Source organism: Intrasporangium sp. Soil_C_50 (assembly GCF_057656595.1).
This window is the reverse complement of sequence record NZ_JBDGKB010000001.1, coordinates 1,146,197-1,171,810: the sequence shown is the minus strand read 5'-3', so window position 1 is coordinate 1,171,810 and position 25,614 is coordinate 1,146,197. Positions and strand designations below refer to the sequence as shown.

The window sequence follows — 25,614 nt, the reverse complement described above, 5'->3', positions numbered from 1 at the left end:
ACCCACCGACGCGAGGAGGCACGCCCATGCAGGAGAACATCGAGGTCGACGTCGTCGTCGCCGGCGCCGGCGCCTGCGGTGTCATGACCGCCCTTCGTGCCAGCGAGGACCCCGACGTCGTCGTCGCCGTGCTCGAGAAGAGCATGACCGAGGGCTGCAACGCCGAGGTCTCGAGCGGCAGCCTCGCCGCCGGCGGCACCCGCTTCCAAGGGGCAGCCGGCATCGACGACTCGCCGCGGCGCCATGCGGACGACATCCTGGCCGCGTCCGGCGACGAACGGCATCGAGAGCTCGTCGACGCCCTCTGTGGCGTCGCCGCCGACTACGTCCACTGGATCGCTGACGACCTCGGCTACCCGATGGACGTCGGCACCGACATGGCCCGCAAGGGCATGTCGGTGCCCCGGCTCCACGCCGACCCCGCCCGGGCCGGCGGCGGTCCGCTCGTCGGCCACCTGCGGCGGATCCTCGCCGACCGGCCCAACGTCGCGGTGCTCGACGAGGCCCCCGTGACGGGGCTGCGCGTCGAGGACGGCGCCGTCGTCGGGGTGTGCGGTCGGCAGGGCGGCAACGAGCTCGTCGTGTCGGCCGGGCTCACGGTGCTCGCGACCGACGGTTTCGCCGGCAACCGCGCCCTCATGCAGGAGTTCTGCGCCGAGCTCGGCGACCCGTTCCACGGCGGTGTCAGCACCGCGACCGGTGACGCCATCGGCTGGCTGCGGCCGCTGGGGGCCGAGCTGCGCAACATGGGGGCGTGCCTGCGCCACGGCCAGGTGACCCTGCACGGCACCCGGGTCAACCCGGCCCTGCCGTGGCTGGGCGCGGTGCTCGTCAACCGCGACGGCGTGCGCTTCGTCGACGAGCAGGCCCACGGCTACTCCGGGCTGGCCGGCGTCGTCCAGCACCAGCCCGGCGAGCGGGCCGTCATGATCTGGGACGACGAGGCCCAGCAGACCGCGCAGCACTCGGAGATGATGCGCGAGTCAGAGCGCGCCGGCGCGCTGCGCACGGCTCGCGACGTCGCCTCCCTGGCGGATGCGCTGCGGGTCGACGCGGCGGTGCTCGAGGGCTCGCTGCGGCCGCTTCCCGGTCGCCGGGCGCTCGCCGGGCCGTTCCACTTCGCCTGGCTGACCCATGGCGTCCTTACGACGCAGGGCGGTGCGGCCATCGACCCCCTCGGCCGCGTGCTGCGCGCTGACGGAACGTCGATCCCCGGCCTCCGCGCCGGCGGTGGAGCCGCCGTCGGTCTCGCCGGCCCGGACTCGGGGGGCTACAGCTCCGGCAACGGCCTGCTGTCGGCCTTCGGGATGGGATGGATCATCGGCAACGAGGTCAGCGCGCAGGGGTGAGCGCGGTCGGAGACGACGAGAGGGCGGACCCGGTCGGGTCCGCCCTCTCGGCGTGAGTGGCGCCGCGACCAGCGGTGCGCGGTTCCTTCATCAGTTCACGTTCCACCGCGCACTGCTGACGGAATGCTGCACCCCTGAGGGCGGCGCCCACCCGGGTGAGCCGGCCCGGTGGGCGTCGGCCGGCTCACATCATGAAGTCGCCGGGCGTGGCCGCGAGGAACGCCGCGAACGCGGCGCGGCGCGGCTCGCGCAGCTGCGCGCTGATCTCGGCGGCGGCGGACCGGAGCGTCGTGACCCACCCACGGACGGTGTCCGCGTCCACGCCGCTCGGAAGCTGGCTCGCCCTGAGGCACAGGGCTGCTCGTCCGTCGGGTCCCAGGACGGGCACGACCACCGCTCCCAGGTCGTACGTCTCGCCGTCCTGGATGTCGATGGTCTCGAAGAAGGGGGAGGACTGCGAGATGACCGACCGCACGGCACGTTCGCGGACCGGTGTGAGGTCGCCCGCCGCGTACTCACGCATCGCGTCGCGAAGGTCGGCGTAGCGGGGGTGGTCCTGCTCGCGCTGCCGCGACACGGCGTAGCCGCTCTCGCGCACCGCAGCCAGGCGACGGCGGTACTTGTCGAGGACCTCGGGCTCCTGGCTCGAGGCCCGCCGCAGCCACGCGTCGACGACGGCGTCGTCGGACCAGGCGACGTGGGCCTCACCGAGCGGAGGCATGAGCGGCACCCGGACGCCGAGCGGCTCGAGCGCCTGCACGTTCGGACCGTAGGCCGTCACCGCCACCGTGAGCTCGTGCTCGTTCGCGGCCACGAGCAGGGCCGTCTCGCAGCCCAGCGTGCGGGCCACCCGCTCGGCCTGGGTGCGCCCGACCTCGGCGAGGCGCAGCGACTCGATGAGCCCGGCGTCACCCTTCGCGCTCAGGCCGCGCGAGCTGAAGCCACCGTAACCGCCCTGGAAGAAGAGCAGCGGCGTCACCGGGCGGCTGACCTCCATCGCCTGCACCTCGCAGAGCACGATGAAGTGGTCGCCGGCGGTGACGACGTCGTGGGTGCGGCAGTGGATCCGGGCGACGGCGTCGTCGAGAGCGGGGGCCCCGAGGTCGGACAGCTGCCACGCCACGTCGTCGAACTTGCCCGGTCGCGGCACGGCCATGGTGCGGCAGAGGTCGAGCTGGTCGTGGGCGAGCACGTTGATGCAGTACGCCTCGGCGTCGCGCATCAGCGCGTACGTGCCCGACGTCGTGGTCGGCATGAAGGCCACGAGGGGCGGGTCGAGCGAGACGGCCGTGAAGGTACCCACGACCATGCCGAGAGGCTCGCCGTCGGGCGACGTGGCGGTCACGACGGCGACGCCGGTCGGGTAGTGCCCCATGACCTCGCGGTAGTGTGCGGGGTCCAGCGCCTGGGTCTGGACGGTCTGGACCGTCGATGCGCCGTCGGCCACGATGCCATCTCCTCTTCCTGCTACCACTCTGTAGCAATCACTACAGTGAAGGTAAGTGATGGAAGGGCGTGGGACAAGGCCCCTCATGCTCGAATAAGAAACTCCCGCGTCTAGGCTCCCCGGTGAGGGCGTCGATCCGTAGGATTGCGCTACAGGGAACCGGCTCTGCCCACAGCACTGCCGGACAGAGAGTGGAGCGGGAATGGCACGGAAGACCGAACGACGGCACAAGCAGGGTGACGAGTCCCGCCAGGCCATCCTCGAGGCGACGCTCTCGATCGCCGCCGAGCGCGGTTACGACGGCACGACCGTCGCGCTGGTGCAGGAAGCCACCGGCCTGCCCGCCAGCTCGATCTACTGGCACTTCGGCAGCAAGGACCAGCTCCTGGCCGCCACCCTCGAGCACTCCTACCGCACCTGGCGCGCGTCCGCCCCGACGTGGGTCGCGGGAGGCGAGCCGCAGGCGTTCGTCGACCGCATCGAGAAGCGGTTCGCCGCAGCAGCCCAGTCCCTGACCACGTCTCCCCAGTTCTGGGCGCTGGGCCTGCTGCTGACGCTGCAGCAGCGGGTCAAGGAGCCGGCGGCACGGCGGCTCTACGGCGAGGTGCGCCACGAGACCGAGGTCGCCATCCGCGACTGGTGGGCCACGGTGCTCGCCCCCGCAGCCCTCGAGGCGGACCCCGAGCTCACCACGCGCCTGGCGCGCTTCCACATGATGCTCATGGACGGCCTGTTCCTGCAGGCGCGCTCGGCGAACCCCAAGGACATCAAGCGCCTCGTCAGCCGCGTGGCCCAGGGCCTCGGTCGGCACCTCGAGGTCCTGGGGGTCGCAGCATGACTCCGAGAGCAGCCGGCCAGACCGCGCGCTCCGCGCCCGCTGCGGAGGCGAGCAAGGCGGCGCCCTCGGCGAGGTCTCGCGACCGCATCATGGACGCAGCCTCCGAGCTCGCCAAGGAGCGGGGAGTCAGTGGTGCCACCATCGCCCGCGTGTGCCAGCGCTCCGGCCTGCCGGTCAGCTCGGTGTACTGGTACTTCGAGGACAAGGACCACCTCTTCGCCGAGGTGATCCGCGCCAGCTACGCCAAATGGCTCGTCTCGGTGCCGCGGTGGGACGTGTCCACCGACACGACGATCGTCGAGGGGCTGCGGCGCGTGATGGGCCAGTCGACCCGGACCTTCGCCGAGATGCCGGCGTTCCTGCGCATCGGGATGCAGGTGCTGCTCGAGACCGGAGAGGTCAACGCGAAGTCGCGGGCGGCGTACATGGACGTGCGCGAGCAGGTGCGCCTCATGATCTCGGCGTGGATCACCCAGCTGCTCCCCGCCAACGTGGGTGCCGACCTCGCGGACGACCTCGCCAACCTCGTCATCGCGATCTCCGACGGGATCGTCGTCGGCTCCCAGGTCTACCCCGACTTCGATGCCGATGAGTACGTCGAGCTGATGGCCGGCACCATCGGCGCCATAGCTGCATCGGCCTGAGCTCCGGTCCGGCGAGTGGACGCTGCCCGTACGGGCCACGACATCTCGCGGTGTCACTGCCCGACGCGTCCGTGCCGTGGCAGGATCGCCGGGTGCTGCGACTCACCGACGTCATCATCGACTGCCCGGACACGATGGGGCTGGCGGCCTTCTACTCCGAGGTGACGGGTCGCCCGGTCAAGGAAGGCAGCACCGGCAGCTGGGCCGGCATCCAGTGTGGCGAGATCGAGCTGGCGTTCAGCCTGGTCGAGGACTACCGCGCCCCGCAGTGGCCCGACGGTGAGCACCCCAAGCAGTTCCACCTCGACTTCGAGGTCGACGACATCGAGGCCGAACAGGCACGCGTCCTGGCCCTCGGTGCGACCCTGCGGCAGGACTTCGTCGCCCCCGACGGCTACGGCTGGCGCGTCTACACCGATCCTGTCGGCCACCCGTTCTGCCTCTGCCGCAACCACGGTGTCACCTGGACCGACCAGGGCCCCGTGTGGCGCACGGGCACGTAGAGACCGCGAAGGGTGTTCGATTGCGAGGCCGGTTGGGTCGCCACGGGTTGCCGGTGCGCTCGAGACCGCCGCCGAGCAGCTCGAACATCGCCCCTTCCGGGCACCTCGAACATCGCGCCTTCCGGGCACCTCGACGGTCATCCCCGAGCGGACGCCGCCGACCGCGTCGCGGGCCAGCGAGCCCTACTCGCGGTCGTCGACCTTCCTGGTGCGCAGGTCGTCGACGACCAGCCAGGCGCAGAGGGCCAGGAACCCGATGAAGCCGGCGTTGGCGATCCAGCTCTTCCAGACCATCCCGACGACCCCGAGGCGGTGCCCTCACCGGTCCATGGGGTGCTCATCGGAGGATCATGTCAGGGCGCGGTGCGTCCGGCTCGACCGACGCAGACGGTTCACGGGAGCCGTGGTGCCGGTGGCTGCTGGCCCGCCAGCTCGAGGAGCCGATCACGCAGCCACCGGTGCCCGGCGTCCTGGTCGGTGCGAGAGGTCCAGGCCATGATCTCGGTGATCGGCTGCAGGCGGGGTATCGGTGGCTCCAGCAGACGGATGCCGGCCGCCTCGCCGATGTGCAGGGCCAGGCGCTCGTGGACCAGCGTGATGAGGCGGGTTCCCTTGAGGAGGAAAGGCGCCAGACCGAAGCCGGCCGTGATCTCGGTGTTGCGCGGGACGCCCAGGAAGTCGAGCTGCATCTCGGCGAGTGACCGGCGGTGACCCGAGGACGTCGCCAGGTAGGGCAGCGCGCCGAACTGCTCGAGGGTGATCTGCTCGCCGACCTCCGGGTGGTCCGCGTCGACGGCCACGACGTAGCGGTCGCGGAAGAGCATCCGGTGATGGAACTCCGCGTGCTCCTCGAAGGCCTCCTGGGGGATGACGAGCAGGTCGGCCCGGTGGCCGCGGAGCTGGTCGGCGAAGTCGTCGCCCGTCGGGAAGATCTTGAGCCGGATGCCGGGTGCCTCGGTCGAGAGCGTGGCGATCAACGGCTGCAGGAACGTCATGGTCAGGTAGTCGTTGGCGATGACGGAGAAGGTGCGTTCGGCGGTGGCTGGGTCGAAGCGATCCCGTTGTGACAGAACGCTTTCGATACCGGTGAGCAGCTCGCCGACCGACGCGGAGAGGGACTCGGCCAGGGGGGTGGCGACGAGCCCGCGGCCGTCCCTGATGAGGAGCGGGTCGTCGAAGAGCTTGCGGAGCCGGCCGAGCGTCGACGACATCGCGGACTGGCCCACCGAAAGGCGCTGGGCGGCGCGGGTGACGCTGCGCTCGGTCATGAGCATGTCGAACGCGACGAGGAGGTTGAGGTCCACACGGCGCAGGTCCATGGGCTCATGCTATCGATTCCATCAATGTCGGGCATCAACAATGATTGTTTGAACACGAGGCCATGAAGCGCCTAGCGTCCTTCCCGTGACCCGCACCGCCGCCGGCACCACGCGTCGGGCGGGTCCTTTCCCGGAAGGAGACCCCTGTGACGAAGCCCCTGATCACCCACCTGCGGCACGTGGCGATCGCGGCGCCCGACCTCGACCGACAGCTCGCGTTCTACCGCGACCTGTGGGGGCTCTCCCCAGCCGAGTCGGACAGCGGCGTGCACTTCCTCGCCGCCGAGGGCTCACCGGAGAACTACGTCCTGCGCCTGCGCAAGGCCGACGAGAAGCGGCTCGACCTCGTGGCGTTCGGTGCCGCATCGGCCGCCGACGTCGACACCCTCGCCGCCCGGCTCGCGCAGCAGGGCGTGCAGGTCGTCCATGAACCGCGGCTGCTCGACACCCCGGGCGGCGGCTACGGGTTCCGCTTCTTCGACGGGGACGGTCGGGTCGTCGAGGTGTCGAGCGACGTCGCCACGCGCGCCTTCCGGACCATCGAGGAGCGCGAGTCCGTCCCGGTGCGCCTCTCTCACGTCGTCGTCAACTCGGCCGACCCGGAGGCCACGGTCGCCTGGTACGTCGAGCACCTCGGCTTCAGGCTGTCCGACACGCTCTGCCTCGGCGCCCGCGGCGACTTCATGTGGTTCCTGCGGTGCAACGACTGGCACCACTCCTTCGCCGTCTCGCGGGCGCCGCACGTCGCTGTCAACCACATCTCGTTCGAGCTGCGCGGCGTCGAGGAGTACCTCCGCGGCACGGGCCGCCTGCTGCGGGAGGGCATCCAGAAGGTCTGGGGACCCGGGCGCCACCACGCGGGCGACAACACCTTCTCCTACTTCATGGACAAGGCCGGCAACACCGTCGAGTACACGACCGAGCTGCAGACCGTCGACTGGGACGAGCACCACCCGTCCGTCTACGACGTGACCAAGCCCGAGCTCATCGACCAGTGGGGCACCGCGAACCAGATGAACGAGTTCGTCGCCAAGCAGATGTTCAACGACCCCGACCGCGGCGTCCACGTCGCACCACCCCTCTGACCCGCCGTCTGACCGCCCCGCAGACCCCTCGAGAAGGACCACCGAGATGACCACTGGCGAGTACAAGTCCGAGGCGTTCGCCACGCCCGTCGACTCCCTCCTCGACCGCGTCGAGAAGAGCATGCAGAACGACCTCGTGCCGGCCGAGATCTTCAACAGCGAAGACGTCTTCCGCGCCGAGATGGAGCGCATCTTCACCCGGGTGTGGGTCTTCGTCGCCCACGAGTCCGAGATCCCGGACGCCGGCGACTTCGTGCAGCGACGCATCGGGATGGACCCCGTCATCGTCACCCGCAGCGGCGACGGCGCGGTCAACGTCCTGTCGAACTACTGCCGCCACCGCGGCTCGCAGGTGTGCCAGACGGACGCCGGCAACTCGCGGTTCTTCACCTGCCCGTACCACGGGTGGACCTACTCCAACGACGGCACGCTCGTCGGCACGCCGATGATGCACAAGGCGTACGGAGAGCCCCTCGACCCGAACCTCTGGAGCCTCAAGAAGGCGCCGAAGGTCCAGTCGCACAACGGTTTCGTCTTCGCATCCCTGTCCGAGGACGTTCCGCCGCTCGAGGAGTGGCTGGCGGGCGGCGCCGGCTGGATGCTCGACATCATCACGAAGCTCAGCCCGGCCGGCATGCGCGTCGCCGGCCCGCCGGAGCGCTACATCGTGCACGGCGACTGGAAGACCGCCGGTGAGAACTTCGCGGGCGACGTCTACCACCTGCCGACCCTGCACTTCTCGATCCAGGAGGTCGAGATGATCCAGGGCATCCAGGCCACCTGCGACATCTCCGCCACCTACGAGTTCGACAACGGCCACTCCTTCATCGGGCACAAGTGGACCGAGGTCATCGGCGACTTCTTCAGCTACTGGGGCTACGGAGCGGTACCCGGCTACGCCGAGCACTTCGACCTCAGCGAGTACGACGACACCGCCAAGTGGGTGGCCGAGCACTGCCCGCCCACCGTGGGCACGATCTTCCCGAACTTCTCCTTCATCCGGATCTTCTCGCCGCTGCCCGACGGGCCGCCCGGGGTGTTCACGAGCTTCCGCCAGTGGCAGCCCGTGGCCCCCGGCAAGATCGAGCTCTGGAACTGGCAGTTCGTCTGGAACTTCCAGGACGAGGAGTCCGCCCGGCGCGACTACGTCGGCGGGCAGTACTGCTTCGGCTCCGCCGGCCTCTTCGAGCAGGACGACACGGTCGCGTGGGAGGGCGTTCAGCGCGCCGCCGCCAGCCCGTGGATGCGCAAGGAGGGCCTGGAGTTCAACTACCAGCAGGGGCAGAAGTCCCCGATCGACCTGAGCCCCGACCCCGAGTGGAAGGGCCCCGGCATCCACCGCAACACCACGTACGGCGAGTACGTCCAGTTCAACTTCCTGCGCCAGTGGCTCAAGACCATGCGCGAGAACGCACCGAAGGGCATCGAGTCATGAGCACCCCCACGAGCATCGGCAGCAGCGCGGTGCACGCGACCGAGACCGGGCGCCCGGTGTCCCCGTCGACGTACGCGCTCGCCGCCCAGTTCCTCGCCCGCGAGGCGCGTCTGCTCGACGAGGGCCGCGACGACGAGTGGCTCGACCTGCTCGACGACGAGCTGCTCTACACGGTCCCGATCCGGCAGGCGATGCTGCCGCAGACCGACGAGGTCGACCGTGACGCGTGGCGCATCCGCGACACCAAGGCCCACGTCGTGACCCGCGTCCGCCGCGGCGACCAGGGCCACGCCTACTCCGAGGTGCCTCCCTCCCGCGCCCTCCGCGTGGTCGGCTCGGTCGAGGTCGCCCACACCGACGTCGACGACGTCATCGCCGTCCACTCGGCCCTGCTCGTCTACCGCCAGCGCGGCATCGACGTGCACTTCGACCTCATCCCGGCCCGCCGCCACGACCTCCTCCGGCTCCTGCCGGACGGTCCGCGCCTGCTGCGCCGCGAGGTCGTCCTCACCGAGACGACCCTCAAGACGCCGAACCTGGGGGTGTTCCTGTGAGCAAGGTGCTGCTCGACCAGGGCCTCTGCCGCGCCTACGGCCTCTGCGTCACCGTCCACCCCGAGGTGTTCGCGCTGCCGCCGGGGAGCCCCGTCGCCGTCGTCGTGCGCGACATCGTCGACGAGGCCGACCTCGACGACGTGCGCGAAGCCGTCCGGGCCTGCCCCGCGCAGGCGATCAGCCTCGTGGAGGAGTGATGGCACGCTTCGCGACCGGGGTCGTCATCGTCGGTGGCTCGGCCGCCGGTCTGTCCGCCGCCGACGGCCTGCGCGAGGGCGGCTACACCGGCTCGATCACCGTGCTCGACGAGAACCTCGAGCCCGGCTTCGACCGCCCGATGCTGTCCAAGGGCCTGCTCGCGTCGTCCGACGCCGCTCCCGCGCCGCTGCGCACGGCCCAGCGGCTCGAGGAGCAGGCGGTCACCGTGCTGCCCGGCCACCGGGCCATGGGCCTCGACATCGACCGGAGGCTCGTCGTGACGAGCTACGGCGAGGCCATTCCCTACGAGGAGGTCGTCATCGCCAGCGGCGTCGACGCCCGCCGGATGGCCACGACGTCGGGCGACCCGCTGCCGGCGCTGCGCACCCTCGCCGACCTCGATACCGTGCGCGCCATGGTCGCGGACGGCGGTCCGCTCACGGTCGTCGGCGGCGGCTACATCGGTCTCGAGGCCGCGACCGCGCTGCGACGGCGCGGCACCGAGGTCACGGTGCTGTGCCCCAACAACCTCCCGCTCGTGGGCGTGCTGGGTCCGCTGGTCGCCGGCTGGCTGCGGGACCGGCATCTCGAGGCAGGGGTCCGGCTCGAGCTCGCCGCGCGCGTCCGGGCGGTGGAGGACACACCCGACGGGTACCGCCTGGCCCTCGCCGACGGACGCGTCGCGACGGCGCACCACGTGCTCGCCGGTGTCGGCACGGAGCCGAACACCGAATGGCTGATCGGCTCGGGCGTCGCCCTCGACGACGGCGTCCTCACCGACGCGGCCGGGCGCACGAACGTCCCCGGGATCTGGGCCGCCGGCGACGTCGCCGCGACGCGCCACCCCCAAACCTCGGAGCACCGACGCGTCGAGCACTGGACTCGGGCCATCGAGCACGGCCGCCGCGTCGGGCTCAACATCGCCCGCGGCGAGGCCATGGCGCCGGACGCCGTGCCGTACGTCTGGACCGAACAGCCCGGCACGACGCTGCACCTCTTCGGTGAGCGCCACATGGACGACGAGGACCTCCTCGTCCGCGGCAGCCTCGCCTCCGGTGAGTTCGTCGTCCTGCACGGTCGCGCGGGCGAGCTGCACGCGGTGACGCTCAGTGGCGTCCCGACCGAGGCCCGGACCTACAAGCGGCTGCTCCGCACCCGCGCCACGCTCGCCGACGCCCTCGGCATCGCCCGCTCCTGACCGTCCCGACGCCTCCGACGCGCCCCGGTGACCCACCCCGACCCACGGAAAGTCCTCTCCCATGACGCTTCTCGACGACCACGTCGTACTCATCACCGGCGGCGGCTCGGGCCTCGGCCTCGGCATCGCCCGCCATTTCCGCGAGCAGGGCGCCCGGCTCGCGGTCCTCGAGATCTCCGAGGCCAAGCTCGTCGACCTCGAGGCCGAGTTCGGCGGCGACGTCCTCCTGCTGCAGGGTGACGTGACGCGGGTCGAGGACCTGCAGGCGGCCCGCGCCGCCGTGCTCGACCGCTTCGGCCGCGTCGACGCCCTCGTCGGCGCCCAGGGCATCTTCGACGGCAACATCCCGCTGCGCGACATCCCGCTCGAAAAGGTGCAGGGCACCTTCGACGAGGTGATGCACGTCGACGTCCTCGGCTACATCTACTCGGCCCGCGTCTTCCTCGAGGACCTCGAGAAGACCGGCGGCGCCATGGTCTTCACGTCCTCGACGGCCGCGTACGCCGCCGACGGGGGAGGGTTGTTCTACACCGCAGCCAAGGGCGCGGTCCGGTCGGTCATCAACCAGCTGGCCTTCGAGTTCGCCCCCAAGGTCCGGGTCAACGGCGTCGCCCCCTCGGGCATCGCGAACAGCCAGCTGCAGGGCCCGCGCGCCCTCGGGCTCGAGGGCCACAAGCAGTCCGACATCCCCGTCGAGGACTTCACCCGCCAGTTCCTCTCGCTGACGCTCATGCCCACCCTGCCGACGCCCGAGGAGTACGCGCCCCTCTACGCCTACCTCGCCTCCCACCACAACACGACGATGACCGGCCAGACGATCGTCGCCGACCAGGGCCTGTTCAACCGGGCCGTCATCAGCAACGGCCAGGCCGACCGGTTGGGGCAGTGACGATGTTCCGCTACTTCCCGACGAACTACGTGTGGAGCCTGTCGGTCAGCATCGCGATGAACTGCGGCGGCCAGATCGGCGAGATCGAGCAGATCTGCGCCCCGCTGCGCGACCTCGCCGACGAGGGCGACGACGCCGGCACCGAGAAGTTCTTCGAGTCCTGGTGCGACTTCGCCGACGGTCTCGTCGCGCAGGCCGAGCAGGACCTCGCCGACGGTCACCCGCTCTCCGCCGGGGCCCGCTACGCCCGGGCCTCGGTGTACTACCTCGTCGCCGAGCGGATGCAGAGCCGCCACTACGCGCCGCGGCAGGAGGCGTACCGCAAGTCCGTCGAGACCTTCGCCCTCGCGATCGAGCACAACCGGGAGCGCGCCGAGCTCGTCGAGATCCCCTATGAGGGAACGTCATACCCGGCGGTCCTCCGTCTGCCCGACGGCGAGCGGCCCGAGGGCGGCTGGCCGGTAGTGGTCTTCTGCAACGGCCTCGACTCGATGAAGGAGATGCTCTACCGCCTCGGCCTGCCCGCCGAGCTCGCCCGACGCGGCATCGCCACGCTCTGCGTCGACCAGCCCGGCACCGGCGCCTCGCTGCGCGAGCGGGGACTGCCCGCGATCCACGACAGTGAACGCTGGGCCGGCGCCGCGGTCGACCACCTCGAGTCGCGCCCCGACGTCGACCCGACCCGCATCGGCATGAGCGGCGTCTCCCTCGGCGGCTACTACGCTCCCCGGGCCGTCGCGTACGAGAAGAGGTTCTCCCTCTGCGCCACGTGGGGCGCGAACTACGACTGGGGCGCGCTGCAGCAGCGGCGTCTGCAGCGCGAGGGGGAGAACCCCGTGCCGCACTACTGGGACCACGTGCAGTGGGTCTTCGGCAAGGAGAGTCTCGAGGCGTTCATGGCGTTCGCGCCGCAGATGAGCCTCGAGGGGGTCGTCGAGCGGATCACCTTGCCGTTCCTCGTGACCCACGGCGAGGACGACCGGCAGATCCCGATGGAGCTCGCGCTCCCGGAGTACGAGAACGCCGTCAACAGCCCCGACCGGCAGCTCAAGGTGTTCACCCTCGCCGAGGGGGGCTCCTCGCACGCCGGCGCCGACAACGAGTCCGTGCCGGCCAACTACATCGCCGACTGGGTTGCCGACCGGCTCTAGCCGCCCGCCTGACACCCATCCACCCGCCCAGCCCTGAGGCCGCGAGCCCCAGGGTCGGCCCCGCCATGCGACCGAAAGACACGACATGACCACCACCGCACCGCCCGACAGCGGCTGGACGATCGGCACCGACGTCGGCGGCACCTTCACCGACCTGTGGCTTCGCTCGCCCGAGGGGGAGTCCTGGGTGTGCAAGTCGCCCACGACCTCCGACGTCGTCACCGGCGTCGTCCGGGCCGTCCACCTCGCCGCCGACACCGTGGGCGCCGACGTGCGCGAGCTGTGCTCGCAGGTCACGCGATTCGGCCACGGCACGACCGTCGGCCTCAACGCCCTCCTGACCGGACGCACCGCGCGCACCGGTCTCGTCACGACCTCCGGCTTCGGCGACGTCCTCGAGATCGGGCGCCTGCGCCGGGGTACCGCCGGGCTCAAGGGTCTCGAGCTCGGTGACTACCACCTGCGCGGCCGGGTGCCGCCGCTCGTTCCCCGCACGCACGTCGTCGAGGTGGGCGAGCGCGTCGACGCCGACGGCCTCGTGCGGACGCCGCTCGACGAGGAGTCTGTGCTGGCGGCGGCGGCACGACTGCGTGACCTCGGCGTCGAGGCCGTCGCCGTCTGCCTGCTGTGGTCGACCGAGAACCCGTCGCACGAACTCGCGGTCGGCGCCCTCCTCGCCGAGCAGCTGCCGGGCGCGTTCATCTCGCTGTCGCACGAGATCGCGCCGTCGGTCGGTGAGTACGCGCGGGCCTCCACCACCGTCGCCAACGCCGCCCTGGGCAGCACTGCCGGGCACTACCTGACCCGGCTCGAGGACGAGCTCGCGGCGCTCGGGATGTCGGCACCGATCATGATGACGACCAGCGCCGGCGGGGTCGTCCCGGCCCGCACCGTCACCGAGCGACCCGTGTCGAACCTGCTCTCGGGACCCGCGTCTTGCGTCGTCGCCGGGCAGAAGCTGGGCGCTGCGCTCGGAGTGACGCACGTGCTCACCACCGACGTCGGCGGCACGAGCTTCGACGTCGGCGTCGTCGTCGACGGCGTCCCGCTCATGACCGACGAGATCACCTTCGGCGGCGCCGACATGCGGGTGCCGAGCATCGACATCGCCTCCATCGGCGCCGGTGGCGGCTCGATCGCCTCGGTCGAGGGCGGCGTCCTGTCGGTCGGGCCGCGTAGCGCCGGAGCCGAGCCCGGACCGGTCTGCTACGGCAAGGGCGGCACCGAGCCCACGACCACCGACGCCGACCTCGTGCTCGGTGTGCTCGACCCCGAGCAGTTCGGCAGTGGCGGCATCGTGCTCGACCGCGACGCCGCGGCGGCGGCGATCGAGGAGAAGGTCGGCCGCCCGCTCGGGCTCAGTGCCGTCGAGGCGGCGCGGGCGATCCGCGTCGTCTTCGACAACGCCATGGCCGACCTGCTGCGCGCCGTCACCATCGAACGCGGCCACGACCCGAGGGAGTTCACGCTCGTCGCGGGCGGTGGCAGCGGGCCGTCGCACGCGTGGGCGCTGTGCCGCGAGACGGGCCTGGCCGGGTTCGTCGTGCCGCCCACGGCGACGGCCGCCTCAGCCTTCGGCGCCGGTACCTCCGACCTGCAGACCACGGCGTCGCGCACGGCGTACCGCAGGATCCTGCCGCACGTGGGCGTCACCGCCGACGACGCCCGCGCCGTCGCGGCGGCGGTCGCCGAGACGCGCGGACGAGCCCTCGCCACCCTTCCCGCCTCCGGTGGCGTCGTGACCCACACCGCGTCGATCCGCTACTTCGGCCAAGCGCACCACCTCGACGTCGGCCTCCCCGACGCGGTCGACCGGGACACGATCGTCGACCTGCTGCGTACCTTCGAGAAGGACTACGAGCAGCTCTGGGGCCAGGGTTCGGGGTTCAAGGAGGCCGGCTTCGAGATCCTTTCGGTCCGGTCCGTCGCCTCGATGGCCTCCACGCCCGTCACCGGCCACAGGACCGGTGACCTGTTCCGTCAGGTCGATACCAGGCCCGTGGTCTTCGACGATCCCGGCAGCCCCGACGCGACGGCCGTGCTCGAGGCGCGGTGGCCGGCGCCCCACCAGCACGTCAGCGGCCCGGCCCTCATCTGCCTCCCGGGGTGCGTCGTCGTCGTGCCTCCGGAAGCCACCGCGAGCACCGACGCCCTCGGCCTGATCCACGTGAAGGTGAGCTGATGACCACGACCACCGACGTCTCCCGGGTGTCCACCGAGGGAGCCAGCACCGACCCCGTCGTGCGGCAGGTGGTGCGCTCGCGCCTCGTCGCGATCACCGACCAGATGCGGCTGGCCCTCCAGTCCGTGAGCGGTAGTCCCACCGTGACCGAGGCGAGCGACTTCTTCACCGGCATCTACCTGCCCGACGGCGCGTTCGTCACCATGGGCCACCAGGTGACCTTCGAGGCGCCGCCCGTCGGTGCCCTCATCCGGCACCTGCTCGCCAAGGGCACGGCGCTGCGCGCGGGCGACCGGATCATCGGCAACGACCCCTTCGTCGGTGCCCTGCACCAGAACGACGTGCAGATGTGCGCCCCGATCGTCGTCGACGGCGAGCTGCTCGGCTGGGCCGGCGTCATGGCGCACGAGACCGACATCGGCGGCATGGACTTCGCCTCGTGGTCGCCGAAGGCCACCGAGGTGTGGCAGGAGGGGCTGCGCATCCCCGCGGTCAAGCTCGTCGACGCCGGCGAGCTCCGCGAGGACGTGCTCGAGATGATCCTCACCGCCTCCAGGCTGCCCGCCCAGGTGGGGCTCGACATCCGCGCCTTCATCGCGACCCTCAACGTCGCGGCCGAGCGGCTCACCGAGCTGTCGCACCGCTACGGCAGGGCGACCGTGCTGTCGGTCATGCACACGATGGTCGACGACGCGGAGCAGCTCGTCCGTGCTCGGCTGCGTGAGCTGCCCGACGGGATCGTGCACACCCGCGACTTCCTCGAGCACGACGGGCACGAGAACGTCCTGCACGTCATCGACTGCGTCCTCACCAAGCGCGGAGACTCGCTGTCGTTCGACTTCTCCGGCTCGTCACCGCAGGCGCACGGCTTCGTCAACTGCTCGCGCGCCGGGCTCGTCGGCGGCGTCGCAGGCGCTGTCATCCCGACGCTCGGTTTCGGGATCCCCTGGAACGAGGGGATGCTGAGGCCCGTGTCGATCACGGCACCGGACGGGTTGGTCTGCACCGCAGTGCCGCCCGCGCCCGTCGGCTCCGCCACCGTCGAGGCCGTCTGGACCGTCAGCAACGTCGTCTCCGCTGCCCTCAACCGGCTCCTGCTCGCTTCGCCCGCGTACGCCCACCGGGCCCAGGCGGTCAGCAGCGGCACGATGGCCACCTTCAACCTCTCGGGGCGCGACCGGCACGGGCAGGTCTTCGGGCTGCATCTCATGGACCCGCTCGCCGGCGGCTTCGGGGCCTTCGCCGACCACGACGGCCAGAACGCCGCCGGGCCGATCAACGCCCCGTGCCCGTCCATCGCCGATGTCGAGGTCAACGAGCAGAAGAACCCGCTCTTCTACTCCTACCGGCGGCTCGCGCCCGACACCGGCGGTGCCGGCCGACGCCGCGGCGGACTCGGCGCCGAGGTCGGGCTCACCGTGTCGGTGCCACTGGCCGAGGCGCTCGTCATGACGCACGGTGCGGAGGTGCCGAACTCGGCCGGCCTCGGCGGGGGCCTGCCCGGTGGCCTCATCCACCAGCGCTTCACGCCGGCGGGCGAGGCGGTCGCCGAGCTGGGGCCGAAGCCGGGCTCGTTCCCGATGACCCCGGCCGACCTCTTCGAGGTGACGTGGCAGGGCGGTGGCGGCCTCGGGGACCCGCTCGACCGCGACCCTGCCGACGTGCTCGCCGACGTCCGCTACGGCGTCGTCTCGGTCGAGACGGCCCGCGAGGCCTACGGTGTCGTGGTCGAGACGTCGGGGGAGGGATACGACGCCGAGGCCACGACCCGGGCGCGCCGCGCCATCCGCAGTACCAGGCTCGGCGTCGGCGTCGACGCAGTGCGTGACCCGACCCCGCTGCGAGATGACCTGGCAGCCGGGATGATCCGCCTCGCGGACCGCGTGGTCGCGAGGTACGACCGGACCCTCGGCTGGGAGGTGCGCACGCTCGACGGCGCCGTCCTGTCCACCGGGTCCACCCGCTGGCGCGAGGGAGCCCACCGTTTCGCGCTGACGCTACCGGCCGCGTCGGGACGATCGCTGCACGCGGACCTGACGGTCACCGGATGGGCCTGCCCGCTGACCGGCGCGCTGCTCGGCGTCGACGTCCACCAGCGGGGGCAGGAGCCGTTTCACGACATCCAGCTCGACCCGCTCGACCTACTTGACCCGCACGAGACACAGAAGGAAGGTGCCTGATGAGCCGCAGAGTGATCCTCACCGTCGCCCCGACCGGTGGCATGGCCACGAAGGCGCAGTCGCCGCACCTACCGGTCACCCCGCAGGAGATTGCCGACGACGTCGCCCGGTGCTGGGAGGCCGGCGCCAGCGTCGTCGCGGTGCACGCGCGTCGGGCCGACGGGCTCGCGACGTGCGACCCCGACGTCTACTCGCAGATCAATGGCTTGATCCGCGAGCGCACCGACATCGTCATCAACAACTCCACCGGGGGCGGCATCCACGGCGACCTGCCGATCCGTCTGAACGACGACCTGTGGGAGCTCGACTGGACCGAGCGGATCAAGGGCATCGAGGGGGTCGGCTGTGAGATGGCGACGCTCGACTCACACACCATCACGGCCACGTTCGAGGGGCGCGAGCACCTCGTGACCACGACGCCCGCACGGTCGCGGTGGCTCGCTGAGCAGATGGCGCAGCGCGGCATCAAACCGGAGTGGGAGGTCTTCGACCTGGGCCACATCCTCTCCGACTTCACGACGCTGACCGCGGAGGGGCTCGACACCGCTCCCTACTACTGCAACATCGTGCTGGGCGGGCAGCGCGCGTTCCAGGGCGGCCTGCCCTACACCCCGAAGATCCTCCAGCTGCTCGTCGAGCACCTGCCCGAGGGGACGGTGTGGGGGGTCTCCGGCATCGGGCCCACCCAGCTGCCGGCGACCACGCACGGGCTGCTGCTCGGCGGGCACGTGCGCGTCGGTTTGGAGGACAACCTCTACTACTCGAAGGGCCGGCTCGCGACCAACCTCGAGCTGGTCGAGCGGGCGGTCCGGATCATCACCGAGCTCGGGTACGAGCTGGCGACGCCGAGCGAGGCGCGCGACATGCTGGGGCTGAAGCAGCTCGAGCCGGTGACCGCGTGAGCGCGCACCGGGCCCGTGGCGTCGTCCGCTTCTCGGAGACCGACGCGTCGGGCCGGTTCCACTGCACCGCCGCCCTGACGTGGGCCGAGAACGCCGAGCACCAGCTGTACCGAGCCGCAGGTCTCGCCGTCGAGTCGTTCCCGCGCCGTTCGGTCAGTGCGACGTTCGAGCGGCCTCTCGAGCACGGTGACGCCTACGTGGTGGAGCTCACCGTGGCGAAGGTGGGCACGTCGTCGATCACGTGGACCTGGCGTGTGCTGCACGAGGCGTCGGTGGCTGTGACCGGCACGCACACGGTCGTGCACGTCGACTCGACGGGACGACCCACGCCCGTGCCGGTGCCGCTGCGGAGCGTGCTCGCTGACCACCGCGCGCCGGCGACCGCCGACGGCTCCTGACGCGCTGCGTCCCACGACGTCGACCCCGTCAGGCGGGGCCGACGGTGCGGAAGCCGATGTTGCCGGCCGAGGAGTCGGGCGTGTTCGAGGTGCGGGCCGCGTTGCGGTAGCGGTTGCAGTACGAGTCGTGGCACAGGTACGAGCCGCCGCGCATGACGCGGCCCACCCCGAAGGCCGGACCAACCGGGTCCTCCTGCTCGCCGCGGCGCAGGGCCAGCTCGTACGTGCGCGGGTTGAACCAGTCCGCGCACCACTCCCAGACGTTGCCGACGGTCTGCCAGAGGCCGAAACCGTTGGGCCGGAAGGACTCCACCGGGGCGGTGGTGAGGAAGCCGTCGCGCAGGGTGTTCGTCATCGGGAACGGGCCCTGCCAGATGTTGCACGGCCAGCCGTCCGAGTCCTCTGCCGGGACGTCGTCGCCCCAGGGGTATCGGGCGCCTTCCAGTCCGCCCCTGGAGGCGTACTCCCACTGTGCCTCCGTCGGCAGCTGCCGGCCGGCCCAGCGGGCGTACGCGTCGGCGTCGTTCCAGCTGACGTGGACCACGGGGTGGTCGGCGAGCCCGTCGAGGTCCGAGAGTGCCCCACCCGGGTGACGCCAGTCGGCGCCGCGGACGCCGAGCCACCAGGGCGTTCCCGCCGCGGGTCCGGTCACGTCCTCGGGGCGCGCCCGCACCGCGAGGTGGAAGACGGCGGAGACGCCGAAGGTCTCGGCCTCGGTGCGGTGACCGGTGGCCTCGACGAAGCGGGCGTAGTCGGCGTTGGTGACGCTGGTGGCGTCGATCTCGAAGGGGGACAGGTGGACCGGATGGACCGGGGTCTCGCCGTCGCCGGACTTCCCGTCGCCGTGGGCGTCGCCCATGAGGTACCGCCCGCCCGCGACCTGCACCTGCCGGACCCGGTGGTCACCGGCCCCCGGTCGGGCGCCGAGCCGTACCGGTGTCGGCCCTCCGGGACGGTGCGTACCGGCCGCACCGGGGACTCCGGACGGCGCGCAGCACGCGTGCCCTTCGCTCACGTCCGCTCCGTCGCGTCCTCGGCGATCAGGGCAGGGACCGGCTGGCTCGGGTGCGGCTCATCGCCGACGGCCTTCTGCGCCAGCCACATCCGCGCCTCCAGGTCGCGACGGACGTCGTGGTATCCCGGGTCGTCAGCGACGTTGTTCAGCTCCTCGGGGTCGGCCAGCAGGTCGTAGAGCTCCCACTCCGGGGGGTAGGTCCGGTCGGAGCTGCCCGGGATGCCGAGACCGTCGTTGTAGAAGTAGATGAGCTTGTGGTGGTCCGTGCGGAAGCCGTAGTGCGCCGGCGCGTGGTGGCTCACGTCGTCGTGCTCCCAGTACCGGTAGTACAGGCCGTCGGCAGGGGGACTGGGCTCGTTCCCGGTGAGGTCACCCCAGAAGCTGCGCCCCTGCATCCGCTCGTGCACCGGCACGCCGGCCGCCTCGAGGAGTGTCCGGGCGAAGTCGACGTTGGTCACGAGTCCATCGTGCACCTGCCCCGGTGGGACGAGGCGGGGGTAGCTGACGAGCAGCGGCATGCGGAGGGACTCCTCGTACATGAACCGCTTGTCGAACCAGCCGTGGTCGCCGAGGAAGAACCCCTGGTCCGAGCTGTAGACGAAGAGGGTGTCCTCGAACTCGCCCCGCTCGTCCAGCCAGTCGACGACGCGTCCGACGTTGTCGTCCACCGAGGCCACGCAGGCGAGGTAGTCCTCCATGTAGCGCTGGTACTTCCACAGCGCCTCCGCCTCCGCGCCGAGGCCTTCCGGTACCGGCTGCTTGAGGTCCTCCGCGGTGAGGTGCTCGGCCACCCGCATGGCCGCCCGACGCGCCGAGTCGGACCGGGTCGACAGGTCGTCGGTGAACGTGGCCGGCACCGGGATCGGGTCGCTGTACATGCCCCGGTGTCGCTCGTCGGGCTCCCACGAGCGGTGGGGAGCCTTGTGCCAGATGAGGACGCACCAGGGATCGTCGCCCTCGAGCGACTCCAGCCACTCGAGGGCGAGGTCGGTGATGCGGTCGGTGGCGTAGCCCTGCTCGGTGCGCAGCCCCTCCGCCGACAGCAGTCGCGGGTCGAAGTACTCGCCCTGGTCGATGAGCACCTCCCAGTGGTCGAACCCCTGGGGGTCGTGCCCGTCACCGTCGCCCATGTGCCACTTGCCGACGATGGCGGTGCGGTACCCGGCGCCGCGCAGCAGGCTGACGAACGTCGGCTGCGACGCGTCGATCGGGGTGAGGAGCGTCCGCACGCCGTTGACGTGGCTGTAGGTGCCGGTGAGGATCGAGGCCCGGCTCGGGGCGCACAGCGAGTTGGTGACGAAACAGCTGTCGAAACGCACACCCCGCGCACCGATCTCGTCGATGCGCGGGGTCTGGTTGATGACCGAGCCGTAGGCGCCGATGGCGTGCGCGGCGTGGTCGTCGGTGAGGACGAAGACGATGTTCGGCCGCCGTGCCGCTCGGTCGAGGGACGTCACGAGGTGGCCTCCTGCTCCTGGTACGTCGCCTCGTCGAGGCCGCTCAGGGTCGGGTCGTGCGCGATGTCGCCGACGTCGTACATCGACGTCATCCAGTGGATGAACCTGTCGCCCCGCTCGGGCAGCACGGTATACAGACGGCGCATCATCCTCGAGCGTACCTGCGCCATCTGCGGGTGACCGTAGACGCTGAGCAGCTCGTCGCGTCCCCGGTCCGTACGCCACCGCCCCCAGGGTGCGGCGTCTCGGAGCACGGGGCCAGCACGGTCGACGCCTTTCACCGCGCGTCGGTGGACCTCGCCTTCGCGGAGCGGTTCAACGCCCCCGTGATCCGATCGCCCCGTGGTCGAGCAGGTTGGTCGTGATCTCCGAGAGGGTCGTCCGGGACGGGCCGACGGCGCGTCCGATCTGCGTCCGGCTGAGGGCACCAGGGGCGCGCTCCTGGCGTTCGGACATCCGCGCGGTGATCGCTTGCCTCCAGCCGCCGTTGCTGCCTTGTGCACGGCGCATCGCGGATCGTGACGGTGAACTTCCGTCTCCCTGTCACCCGGGGGCTTGACAGGTCTGCACTGAAGACGTTTACAGTAGCGATGCTGTAAACGATTACAGCCTGAGATCTGGAGGCGATGATGCTTCGACGGGCCACCGTGACCGAGGTCGCGCAGCGGGCAGGCGTCTCGGTCGCGTCCGTGTCGCGAGTGCTCAACGGCATCCCGGCGCGCCCCGAGACGGAGGAGCGCGTTCGCCGCGCCGCCGAGGAGCTCGGCTACATCCCGGACGCAGCCGCCAAGGCGCTCAAGCTCGGGCGGTCACTCCAGATCGCGTTCGCCGTCGACGACATCGCCAACCCCGTATACGCGTTGATGATGCACGGCGTCGAGTCGGGACTCGTCGGCTCCGGGTCCCGACTGCTCGTCGCGTCGACCGGTCGTCACCCCGAGGACCTCGTGGAGCTCGTCCAAGGCTTGTCGCGGGGCATCGCCGACGGCCTGATCATCAGCCCCCTGCGTTCGACCCCGGAGCTCACCGAGGCTCTTGCCTCGGCGCCGGTGCCGGTCGTCGTCATCGGTGACGTCGGCGACGACGTCCGGCTGGACCGTGTGCGCACCGACTCGGCCCTCGGCGTCGCCCTGGCGTTCGACCACCTGGTGCAGAGCGGCCGACGGCGGATCCTCTTCGTCAACGGCCCTCGCGACACGACGCCCGGGCGCTCGCGTCTCTCCGGCTTCGAAGCCGCCGCGACCGCTCACGCCCGAGATGCACTGCTCGCCGAGGCCGACGACTTCACTGTCGAGGCGGGTGAGAGCGCCTGGAGAGCGATCGCCTCCGACGTTCGGCTCCGCACGGTGGACGCGATCATCGCGGCCAACGACCTCATCGCGCTCGGAGTCGCGCGCGCCGCGCTCGACGACGGTCGCTCCATCCCGGAGTCGCTCGGCATCGTCGGCGTCGACGACATCGGGATGGCGTCGATCTTCCGGCCGGCCCTCACGAGCGTCTCGCTCGGCGCGCACCAGCGTGGCCAGCTCGCGGCCGAGCTGCTGATGCGGCGTCTCGAGTCGCCCAACGCCCCGGCCGAGACGCGGTCCGTCGCCCCACAGCTGGTGGTTCGCCAGTCGACGCTGCCGCACACCACGAAAGGTCGCGCATGACCATCACCTCAACCGTGGGCACGACGCCCGCGAACCCGTTGGGCGCGCCGCCCCGGCGGCCGCAGGACCGCACCAGCCAACAGCGACGAGAGGCGATCGCACTCGTCGTGCCCTCGCTCATCCCGATCGTCATCTTCAGCGTCCTGCCCCTGTTGCAGGGAGTCTGGTACGCCTTCACCGATGCGACCCTGCGCCGCAACGACACCGCCGACTTCATCGGGTTGGAGAACTTCGGCCGGCTGGCGGGGGACTCGTTCTTCTGGTCCTCGTTCCGCATCGGCATGATCTGGGCGGTCTCCGTGACCGTGATCCAGCTCGTGGCCTCGCTCGGCCTCGCGCTCCTCCTCAACTCGAACCTGCGGTTCCGTTCTCTGACAAGGCTGCTGGCCCTCATCCCGTGGGCAATGCCACCTGTGGTCGTAGCCATCATGTGGACGATGCTCTACGCGCCGAATGGCCCGATCAACTCGGTCCTGGGCACGTTCGGCCTGCCCGACGACACGAACTGGCTGGGCAACTTCGACACCGCCCTTCCGGCCGTCATCGTCGTCGGCGTGTGGGTCGGGATGCCCCAGACCACGGTGACGCTGCTCGCCGGCCTTCAGCAGATCCCCATCGAGCTGGTCGAGGCGGCTGCCGTCGACGGCGCCTCGGCGTGGCAGCGCTTCCGCAACGTCGTGCTGCCGAGCCTGCGCCCGATCATCCTGTCCATCACCTGCCTCAACTTCATCTGGAACTTCAACTCGTTCGGCCTCGTGTACGTCATGACCGAAGGCGGTCCGGGTGGCCAGACGATGCTGCCGATGCTCTTCACGTATCTCGAGGCCTTCAAGAACCGCAACCTCGGGTACGCCGCGGCGATGGGCGTCGTCCTCGTCGTCGTCGTGATCCTGATCCTCGCCGGGCTCCTGCGGTCGCAGTTCAGGAAGGAGCGGTCATGAACCGCACGTCCAGGACCGTCCGCGCGCTCCAGTACGCGGGTCTCGCCTGCTTCATCCTGTTCCTCGGCTTCCCGCTGCTCTGGCTCCTGTCGGCCTCGGTCAAGTCGTCCCAGGAGCTGGCCGCGCTCGACATGAGCCTGATCCCGAAGCAGTTCCACTGGGACAACTTCGCCGTGGCCCTGCAGAAGCAGGGGATCCTGCGCTCGGCGCTCAACAGCCTCGTCGTGGCCCTGCTGTCGATGGTCCTCGTCGTCGTGCTGTCGCTGCCGGCGTCCTACGCACTGGCCCGCTTCAGGGGCAGGCTGCGTGCCGCCGGCGTCGGGTGGATCCTGGTCAGCCAGGTCTTCCCGGTGATCCTCATCATCATCCCGTTGTTCGTCATCCTGCGGAACGTCCACCTCGTCGACACACTGGTCGGACTCGTCTTCGTCTACACGACGTTCACCATGCCGTTCGCGCTCTGGATGCTCCAGGGCTTCGTGGCCGCGGTGCCCGCCGAGCTCGAGGAGGCAGCCGCCATCGACGGCGCCTCACGGTTCCAGACGTTGCGTCGGATCGTGTTCCCGCTGCTCATGCCCGGCATCGTCGCCACCGCGATGTTCGCGTTCGTCGCGGCCTGGAACGAGTTCTTCTTCGCCCTGGTGCTGATCCAGTCGCCGGAGAACTACACCCTCCCCGTGGCTCTCAAGATGTTCGTCGGCGGCGAGGGGAAGGTGGCCCTGGGGCCGCTGGCCGCCGGCGCCGTCCTCGCGACGATCCCCAGCCTGATCGTCTTCTCGATCCTCCAACGCCGCCTGACCGGGGGCCTGCTCGCGGGCTCGGTCAAGGGCTGAGGCCACCCGCCACCCACGCACCACCATCCACCACTCGAAACACCCGGACACCCGGAAACCTCCGGCACCACTCCCATTTCGCAAAGGAGCAACCATGGGAACCCGACGTCTGGCCTTCGCCGGCATCGCGATCGCCACCGCCACCGCCCTCCTCACCGCCTGCTCGCAGGGATCGGCCACCAACACGAACGCCGACTCCGGCAGCACCGGAGCCGGGGGGTCGGTCACCCTCAAGTTCCAGTCGCTCCAGGACCAGCCGCAGGCGGTCGAGGCCGTCAAGGGCATCGTCGACTCCTGGAACACGAAGCACCCCGAGGCCAAGGTCGAGATCATCCAGGCCGGCTGGGACGGCGTCTACGACAAGCTCGTGACCCAGTTCAACGGCAACGCCGCGCCCGACATCATCCACTACGAGGCCGCGAGCATCGTCCCCTTCGCCCGTGACGGCTACCTCGCCGACCTCACCTCCAAGGTGCCGGCCGACCTCAAGAGCGACGTGTCCGACGGCGTGTGGAAGTCGGTCACCGTCGACAACAAGATCGTCGGCATGCCCACCGAGCTGCAGACCTACGTCGTGTTCGCCAACAAGAAGCTGCTCGACGCCGCCGGCGTGGCCGTCCCCACGGGTGACTCGATGACGCTCGACCAGTTCCGCCAGATCGCCAAGGCCACGACGAAGGGTGGCAGCTTCGGCGTCGCGTGGGGCCTGAAGAGCCCGACGGCCACGTTCATGAGCCTCGGGCTCGGCTCGAACGGCACGTACTTCACCGGCACCGGCAAGGGGGCCAAGATCAACGTTGCGGCCGGTGAGATGGCCGTCCCGAAGCTCGTCAAGGACATGGCCTACACCGACAAGAGCATCGACCCGGTCTCGCTGACCCAGTCCGGTTCGCAGGCGCTCTCGTCGTTCTACGCGGGCAAGGCCGCGATGACGGTGCAGGGTTCGTTCCAGGCCGCCAACATCAAGAAGGACGCCCCGGCCGGGTTCGACTGGGTCGAGCTGCCGCCGCTCGCCGGCGCGGCGGGCACGGCCCAGGCGGCCAACCCGCAGACCCTCTCGGTCAACGCCGACTCGCCGAACGCCGACAAGGCGGCCGAGTTCGTCGCCTACTTCGCCGACGCCGAGAACATGGCCAAGCTGAACCAGGCCGACGCGCTGATCCCGGCGTCGAAGAAGGCCCAGGACCTGATCCTGCAGCAGACCGGTGGCAAGGACGGCTGGGACATGACGATGAAGTCGGCGCAGGGCCTCACGGGCGCGCCGTTCCTCACCGTCGACGCCTACACGCAGTGGAAGGACACCGTCGCGACGCCGAACTACCAGAAGTACCTCGCGAACCAGCTCGACGACGCCGGCCTCCAGAAGGCCCTGTCCGACGGCTTCGCCCAGGTCAACCGCTGACCCGCGACGGGTGGGGCTGTGCTGCAGCAGCAGGCTGCCCCA

The 25,614-nt window shown here is 70.7% G+C and carries 24 protein-coding genes; 19 read left to right on the top strand and 5 right to left on the bottom strand.

Annotated features, from left to right (window positions below; genetic code table 11):
• The first annotated feature begins 26 nt into the window (after positions 1 to 26).
• A complete protein-coding gene (locus tag AC3A5R_RS05450; protein WP_487619711.1) occupies positions 27 to 1,349 on the top strand; it encodes an FAD-binding protein in 1,323 nt (440 codons plus the stop codon).
• A 184-nt stretch (positions 1,350 to 1,533) separates the two neighbouring features.
• Here AC3A5R_RS05450 and AC3A5R_RS05445 read toward each other — a convergent pair whose 3' ends face one another.
• On the bottom strand, positions 1,534 to 2,796 hold the full coding sequence (locus AC3A5R_RS05445) for a flavin reductase (RefSeq protein ID WP_487619710.1): 1,263 nt from the start codon (positions 2,794 to 2,796) through the stop codon (positions 1,534 to 1,536).
• 202 nt (positions 2,797 to 2,998) lie between these two features.
• Between AC3A5R_RS05445 and AC3A5R_RS05440 the strand changes: the two genes are divergently transcribed.
• From AC3A5R_RS05440 to AC3A5R_RS05430, 3 genes are all read left to right on the top strand, one after another.
• Positions 2,999 to 3,634, top strand: a complete 636-nt coding sequence (locus AC3A5R_RS05440) for a TetR/AcrR family transcriptional regulator (protein ID WP_487619709.1) — start codon at positions 2,999 to 3,001, stop codon at positions 3,632 to 3,634.
• A complete protein-coding gene (locus tag AC3A5R_RS05435; protein ID WP_487619708.1) occupies positions 3,631 to 4,278 on the top strand; it encodes a TetR/AcrR family transcriptional regulator in 648 nt (215 codons plus the stop codon). The genes AC3A5R_RS05440 and AC3A5R_RS05435 overlap by 4 nt, the downstream gene beginning before the upstream one ends.
• Before the next feature lie 92 nt (positions 4,279 to 4,370).
• Complete coding sequence (locus AC3A5R_RS05430; RefSeq protein ID WP_487619707.1) at positions 4,371 to 4,781, top strand: VOC family protein; 411 nt, start codon at positions 4,371 to 4,373, stop codon at positions 4,779 to 4,781.
• A 392-nt stretch (positions 4,782 to 5,173) separates the two neighbouring features.
• Here the strand turns inward: AC3A5R_RS05430 and AC3A5R_RS05425 are convergent, their stop codons facing one another.
• Positions 5,174 to 6,100: a LysR family transcriptional regulator gene (locus AC3A5R_RS05425; RefSeq protein ID WP_487619706.1), complete on the bottom strand. Its 927-nt coding sequence runs from the start codon at positions 6,098 to 6,100 to the stop codon at positions 5,174 to 5,176.
• A 146-nt stretch (positions 6,101 to 6,246) separates the two neighbouring features.
• Here AC3A5R_RS05425 and AC3A5R_RS05420 point away from each other — a divergent pair, with 146 nt between their 5' ends.
• The 11 genes from AC3A5R_RS05420 to AC3A5R_RS05370 all read left to right on the top strand — a co-directional run bounded on the left by AC3A5R_RS05420 (position 6,247) and on the right by AC3A5R_RS05370 (position 18,272).
• Positions 6,247 to 7,185, top strand: coding sequence for a VOC family protein (locus AC3A5R_RS05420; RefSeq protein ID WP_487619705.1), 939 nt, complete (start codon positions 6,247 to 6,249; stop codon positions 7,183 to 7,185).
• A gap of 46 nt (positions 7,186 to 7,231) precedes the next feature.
• Positions 7,232 to 8,620 (top strand): aromatic ring-hydroxylating oxygenase subunit alpha, encoded by a 1,389-nt coding sequence (locus AC3A5R_RS05415; protein WP_487619704.1) that lies wholly within the window; start codon positions 7,232 to 7,234, stop codon positions 8,618 to 8,620.
• Positions 8,617 to 9,174, top strand: a complete 558-nt coding sequence (locus tag AC3A5R_RS05410; RefSeq protein ID WP_487619703.1) for an aromatic-ring-hydroxylating dioxygenase subunit beta — start codon at positions 8,617 to 8,619, stop codon at positions 9,172 to 9,174. The genes AC3A5R_RS05415 and AC3A5R_RS05410 overlap by 4 nt, the downstream gene beginning before the upstream one ends.
• On the top strand, positions 9,171 to 9,371 hold the full coding sequence (locus AC3A5R_RS05405; protein ID WP_487619702.1) for a ferredoxin: 201 nt from the start codon (positions 9,171 to 9,173) through the stop codon (positions 9,369 to 9,371). Before AC3A5R_RS05410 ends, AC3A5R_RS05405 begins: the two co-directional genes overlap by 4 nt.
• Positions 9,371 to 10,570, top strand: coding sequence for an NAD(P)/FAD-dependent oxidoreductase (locus AC3A5R_RS05400; RefSeq protein ID WP_487619701.1), 1,200 nt, complete (start codon positions 9,371 to 9,373; stop codon positions 10,568 to 10,570). The genes AC3A5R_RS05405 and AC3A5R_RS05400 overlap by 1 nt, the downstream gene beginning before the upstream one ends.
• Positions 10,571 to 10,631: 61 nt before the next feature.
• Positions 10,632 to 11,459, top strand: a complete 828-nt coding sequence (locus AC3A5R_RS05395) for an SDR family oxidoreductase (protein WP_487619700.1) — start codon at positions 10,632 to 10,634, stop codon at positions 11,457 to 11,459.
• Positions 11,460 to 11,461: 2 nt separating this feature from the next.
• Complete coding sequence (locus AC3A5R_RS05390; RefSeq protein ID WP_487620124.1) at positions 11,462 to 12,610, top strand: alpha/beta hydrolase family protein; 1,149 nt, start codon at positions 11,462 to 11,464, stop codon at positions 12,608 to 12,610.
• Positions 12,611 to 12,695: 85 nt separating this feature from the next.
• A complete protein-coding gene (locus tag AC3A5R_RS05385; protein WP_487619699.1) occupies positions 12,696 to 14,792 on the top strand; it encodes a hydantoinase/oxoprolinase family protein in 2,097 nt (698 codons plus the stop codon).
• Entirely contained in the window at positions 14,792 to 16,972 is a 2,181-nt protein-coding gene (locus AC3A5R_RS05380) for a hydantoinase B/oxoprolinase family protein (RefSeq protein ID WP_487619698.1), read from the top strand. Before AC3A5R_RS05385 ends, AC3A5R_RS05380 begins: the two co-directional genes overlap by 1 nt.
• Positions 16,972 to 17,874, top strand: coding sequence for a beta-keto acid cleavage family enzyme (locus AC3A5R_RS05375; protein ID WP_487619697.1), 903 nt, complete (start codon positions 16,972 to 16,974; stop codon positions 17,872 to 17,874). Before AC3A5R_RS05380 ends, AC3A5R_RS05375 begins: the two co-directional genes overlap by 1 nt.
• Positions 17,871 to 18,272, top strand: a complete 402-nt coding sequence (locus AC3A5R_RS05370; RefSeq protein ID WP_487619696.1) for an acyl-CoA thioesterase — start codon at positions 17,871 to 17,873, stop codon at positions 18,270 to 18,272. The genes AC3A5R_RS05375 and AC3A5R_RS05370 overlap by 4 nt, the downstream gene beginning before the upstream one ends.
• A gap of 28 nt (positions 18,273 to 18,300) precedes the next feature.
• Here the strand turns inward: AC3A5R_RS05370 and AC3A5R_RS05365 are convergent, their stop codons facing one another.
• The 3 genes from AC3A5R_RS05365 to AC3A5R_RS05355 are packed head-to-tail and all read right to left on the bottom strand — an operon-like array spanning position 18,301 to position 20,890.
• Positions 18,301 to 19,287: a formylglycine-generating enzyme family protein gene (locus AC3A5R_RS05365; protein WP_487619695.1), complete on the bottom strand. Its 987-nt coding sequence runs from the start codon at positions 19,285 to 19,287 to the stop codon at positions 18,301 to 18,303.
• Positions 19,284 to 20,744, bottom strand: coding sequence for a sulfatase family protein (locus AC3A5R_RS05360; protein ID WP_487619694.1), 1,461 nt, complete (start codon positions 20,742 to 20,744; stop codon positions 19,284 to 19,286). Before AC3A5R_RS05360 ends, AC3A5R_RS05365 begins: the two co-directional genes overlap by 4 nt.
• Positions 20,741 to 20,890 (bottom strand): hypothetical protein, encoded by a 150-nt coding sequence (locus AC3A5R_RS05355; RefSeq protein WP_487619693.1) that lies wholly within the window; start codon positions 20,888 to 20,890, stop codon positions 20,741 to 20,743. The genes AC3A5R_RS05360 and AC3A5R_RS05355 overlap by 4 nt, the downstream gene beginning before the upstream one ends.
• A 501-nt stretch (positions 20,891 to 21,391) precedes the next feature.
• Here AC3A5R_RS05355 and AC3A5R_RS05350 point away from each other — a divergent pair.
• The 4 genes from AC3A5R_RS05350 (at position 21,392) to AC3A5R_RS05335 (ending at position 25,572) form a co-directional block, all read left to right on the top strand.
• Positions 21,392 to 22,396: a LacI family DNA-binding transcriptional regulator gene (locus AC3A5R_RS05350; protein ID WP_487619692.1), complete on the top strand. Its 1,005-nt coding sequence runs from the start codon at positions 21,392 to 21,394 to the stop codon at positions 22,394 to 22,396.
• A complete protein-coding gene (locus AC3A5R_RS05345; RefSeq protein ID WP_487619691.1) occupies positions 22,393 to 23,337 on the top strand; it encodes a carbohydrate ABC transporter permease in 945 nt (314 codons plus the stop codon). Before AC3A5R_RS05350 ends, AC3A5R_RS05345 begins: the two co-directional genes overlap by 4 nt.
• Positions 23,334 to 24,170 carry a carbohydrate ABC transporter permease gene (locus AC3A5R_RS05340; RefSeq protein WP_487619690.1) on the top strand — a complete coding sequence of 279 codons (837 nt, stop codon included), beginning with the start codon at positions 23,334 to 23,336 and terminating at the stop codon, positions 24,168 to 24,170. Before AC3A5R_RS05345 ends, AC3A5R_RS05340 begins: the two co-directional genes overlap by 4 nt.
• Positions 24,171 to 24,264: 94 nt before the next feature.
• Positions 24,265 to 25,572 (top strand): ABC transporter substrate-binding protein, encoded by a 1,308-nt coding sequence (locus tag AC3A5R_RS05335; protein ID WP_487619689.1) that lies wholly within the window; start codon positions 24,265 to 24,267, stop codon positions 25,570 to 25,572.
• Positions 25,573 to 25,614 lie beyond the last annotated feature (42 nt).

Bases quoted from the DNA above. Each gene is read 5' to 3' on its own strand.
- AC3A5R_RS05450 (WP_487619711.1), top strand. From the start codon at position 27: ATGCAGGAGAACATCGAGGTCGACGTCGTCGTCGCCGGCGCCGGCGCC.
- AC3A5R_RS05440 (WP_487619709.1), top strand. From the start codon at position 2,999: ATGGCACGGAAGACCGAACGACGGCACAAGCAGGGTGACGAGTCCCGC.
- AC3A5R_RS05435 (WP_487619708.1), top strand. From the start codon at position 3,631: ATGACTCCGAGAGCAGCCGGCCAGACCGCGCGCTCCGCGCCCGCTGCG.
- AC3A5R_RS05425 (WP_487619706.1), bottom strand. From the start codon at position 6,100: ATGGACCTGCGCCGTGTGGACCTCAACCTCCTCGTCGCGTTCGACATG.
- AC3A5R_RS05415 (WP_487619704.1), top strand. From the start codon at position 7,232: ATGACCACTGGCGAGTACAAGTCCGAGGCGTTCGCCACGCCCGTCGAC.
- AC3A5R_RS05410 (WP_487619703.1), top strand. From the start codon at position 8,617: ATGAGCACCCCCACGAGCATCGGCAGCAGCGCGGTGCACGCGACCGAG.
- AC3A5R_RS05400 (WP_487619701.1), top strand. From the start codon at position 9,371: ATGGCACGCTTCGCGACCGGGGTCGTCATCGTCGGTGGCTCGGCCGCC.
- AC3A5R_RS05395 (WP_487619700.1), top strand. From the start codon at position 10,632: ATGACGCTTCTCGACGACCACGTCGTACTCATCACCGGCGGCGGCTCG.
- AC3A5R_RS05390 (WP_487620124.1), top strand. From the start codon at position 11,462: ATGTTCCGCTACTTCCCGACGAACTACGTGTGGAGCCTGTCGGTCAGC.
- AC3A5R_RS05385 (WP_487619699.1), top strand. From the start codon at position 12,696: ATGACCACCACCGCACCGCCCGACAGCGGCTGGACGATCGGCACCGAC.
- AC3A5R_RS05380 (WP_487619698.1), top strand. From the start codon at position 14,792: ATGACCACGACCACCGACGTCTCCCGGGTGTCCACCGAGGGAGCCAGC.
- AC3A5R_RS05375 (WP_487619697.1), top strand. From the start codon at position 16,972: ATGAGCCGCAGAGTGATCCTCACCGTCGCCCCGACCGGTGGCATGGCC.
- AC3A5R_RS05355 (WP_487619693.1), bottom strand. From the start codon at position 20,890: ATGCGCCGTCTGTATACCGTGCTGCCCGAGCGGGGCGACAGGTTCATC.
- AC3A5R_RS05345 (WP_487619691.1), top strand. From the start codon at position 22,393: ATGACCATCACCTCAACCGTGGGCACGACGCCCGCGAACCCGTTGGGC.
- AC3A5R_RS05340 (WP_487619690.1), top strand. From the start codon at position 23,334: ATGAACCGCACGTCCAGGACCGTCCGCGCGCTCCAGTACGCGGGTCTC.
- AC3A5R_RS05335 (WP_487619689.1), top strand. From the start codon at position 24,265: ATGGGAACCCGACGTCTGGCCTTCGCCGGCATCGCGATCGCCACCGCC.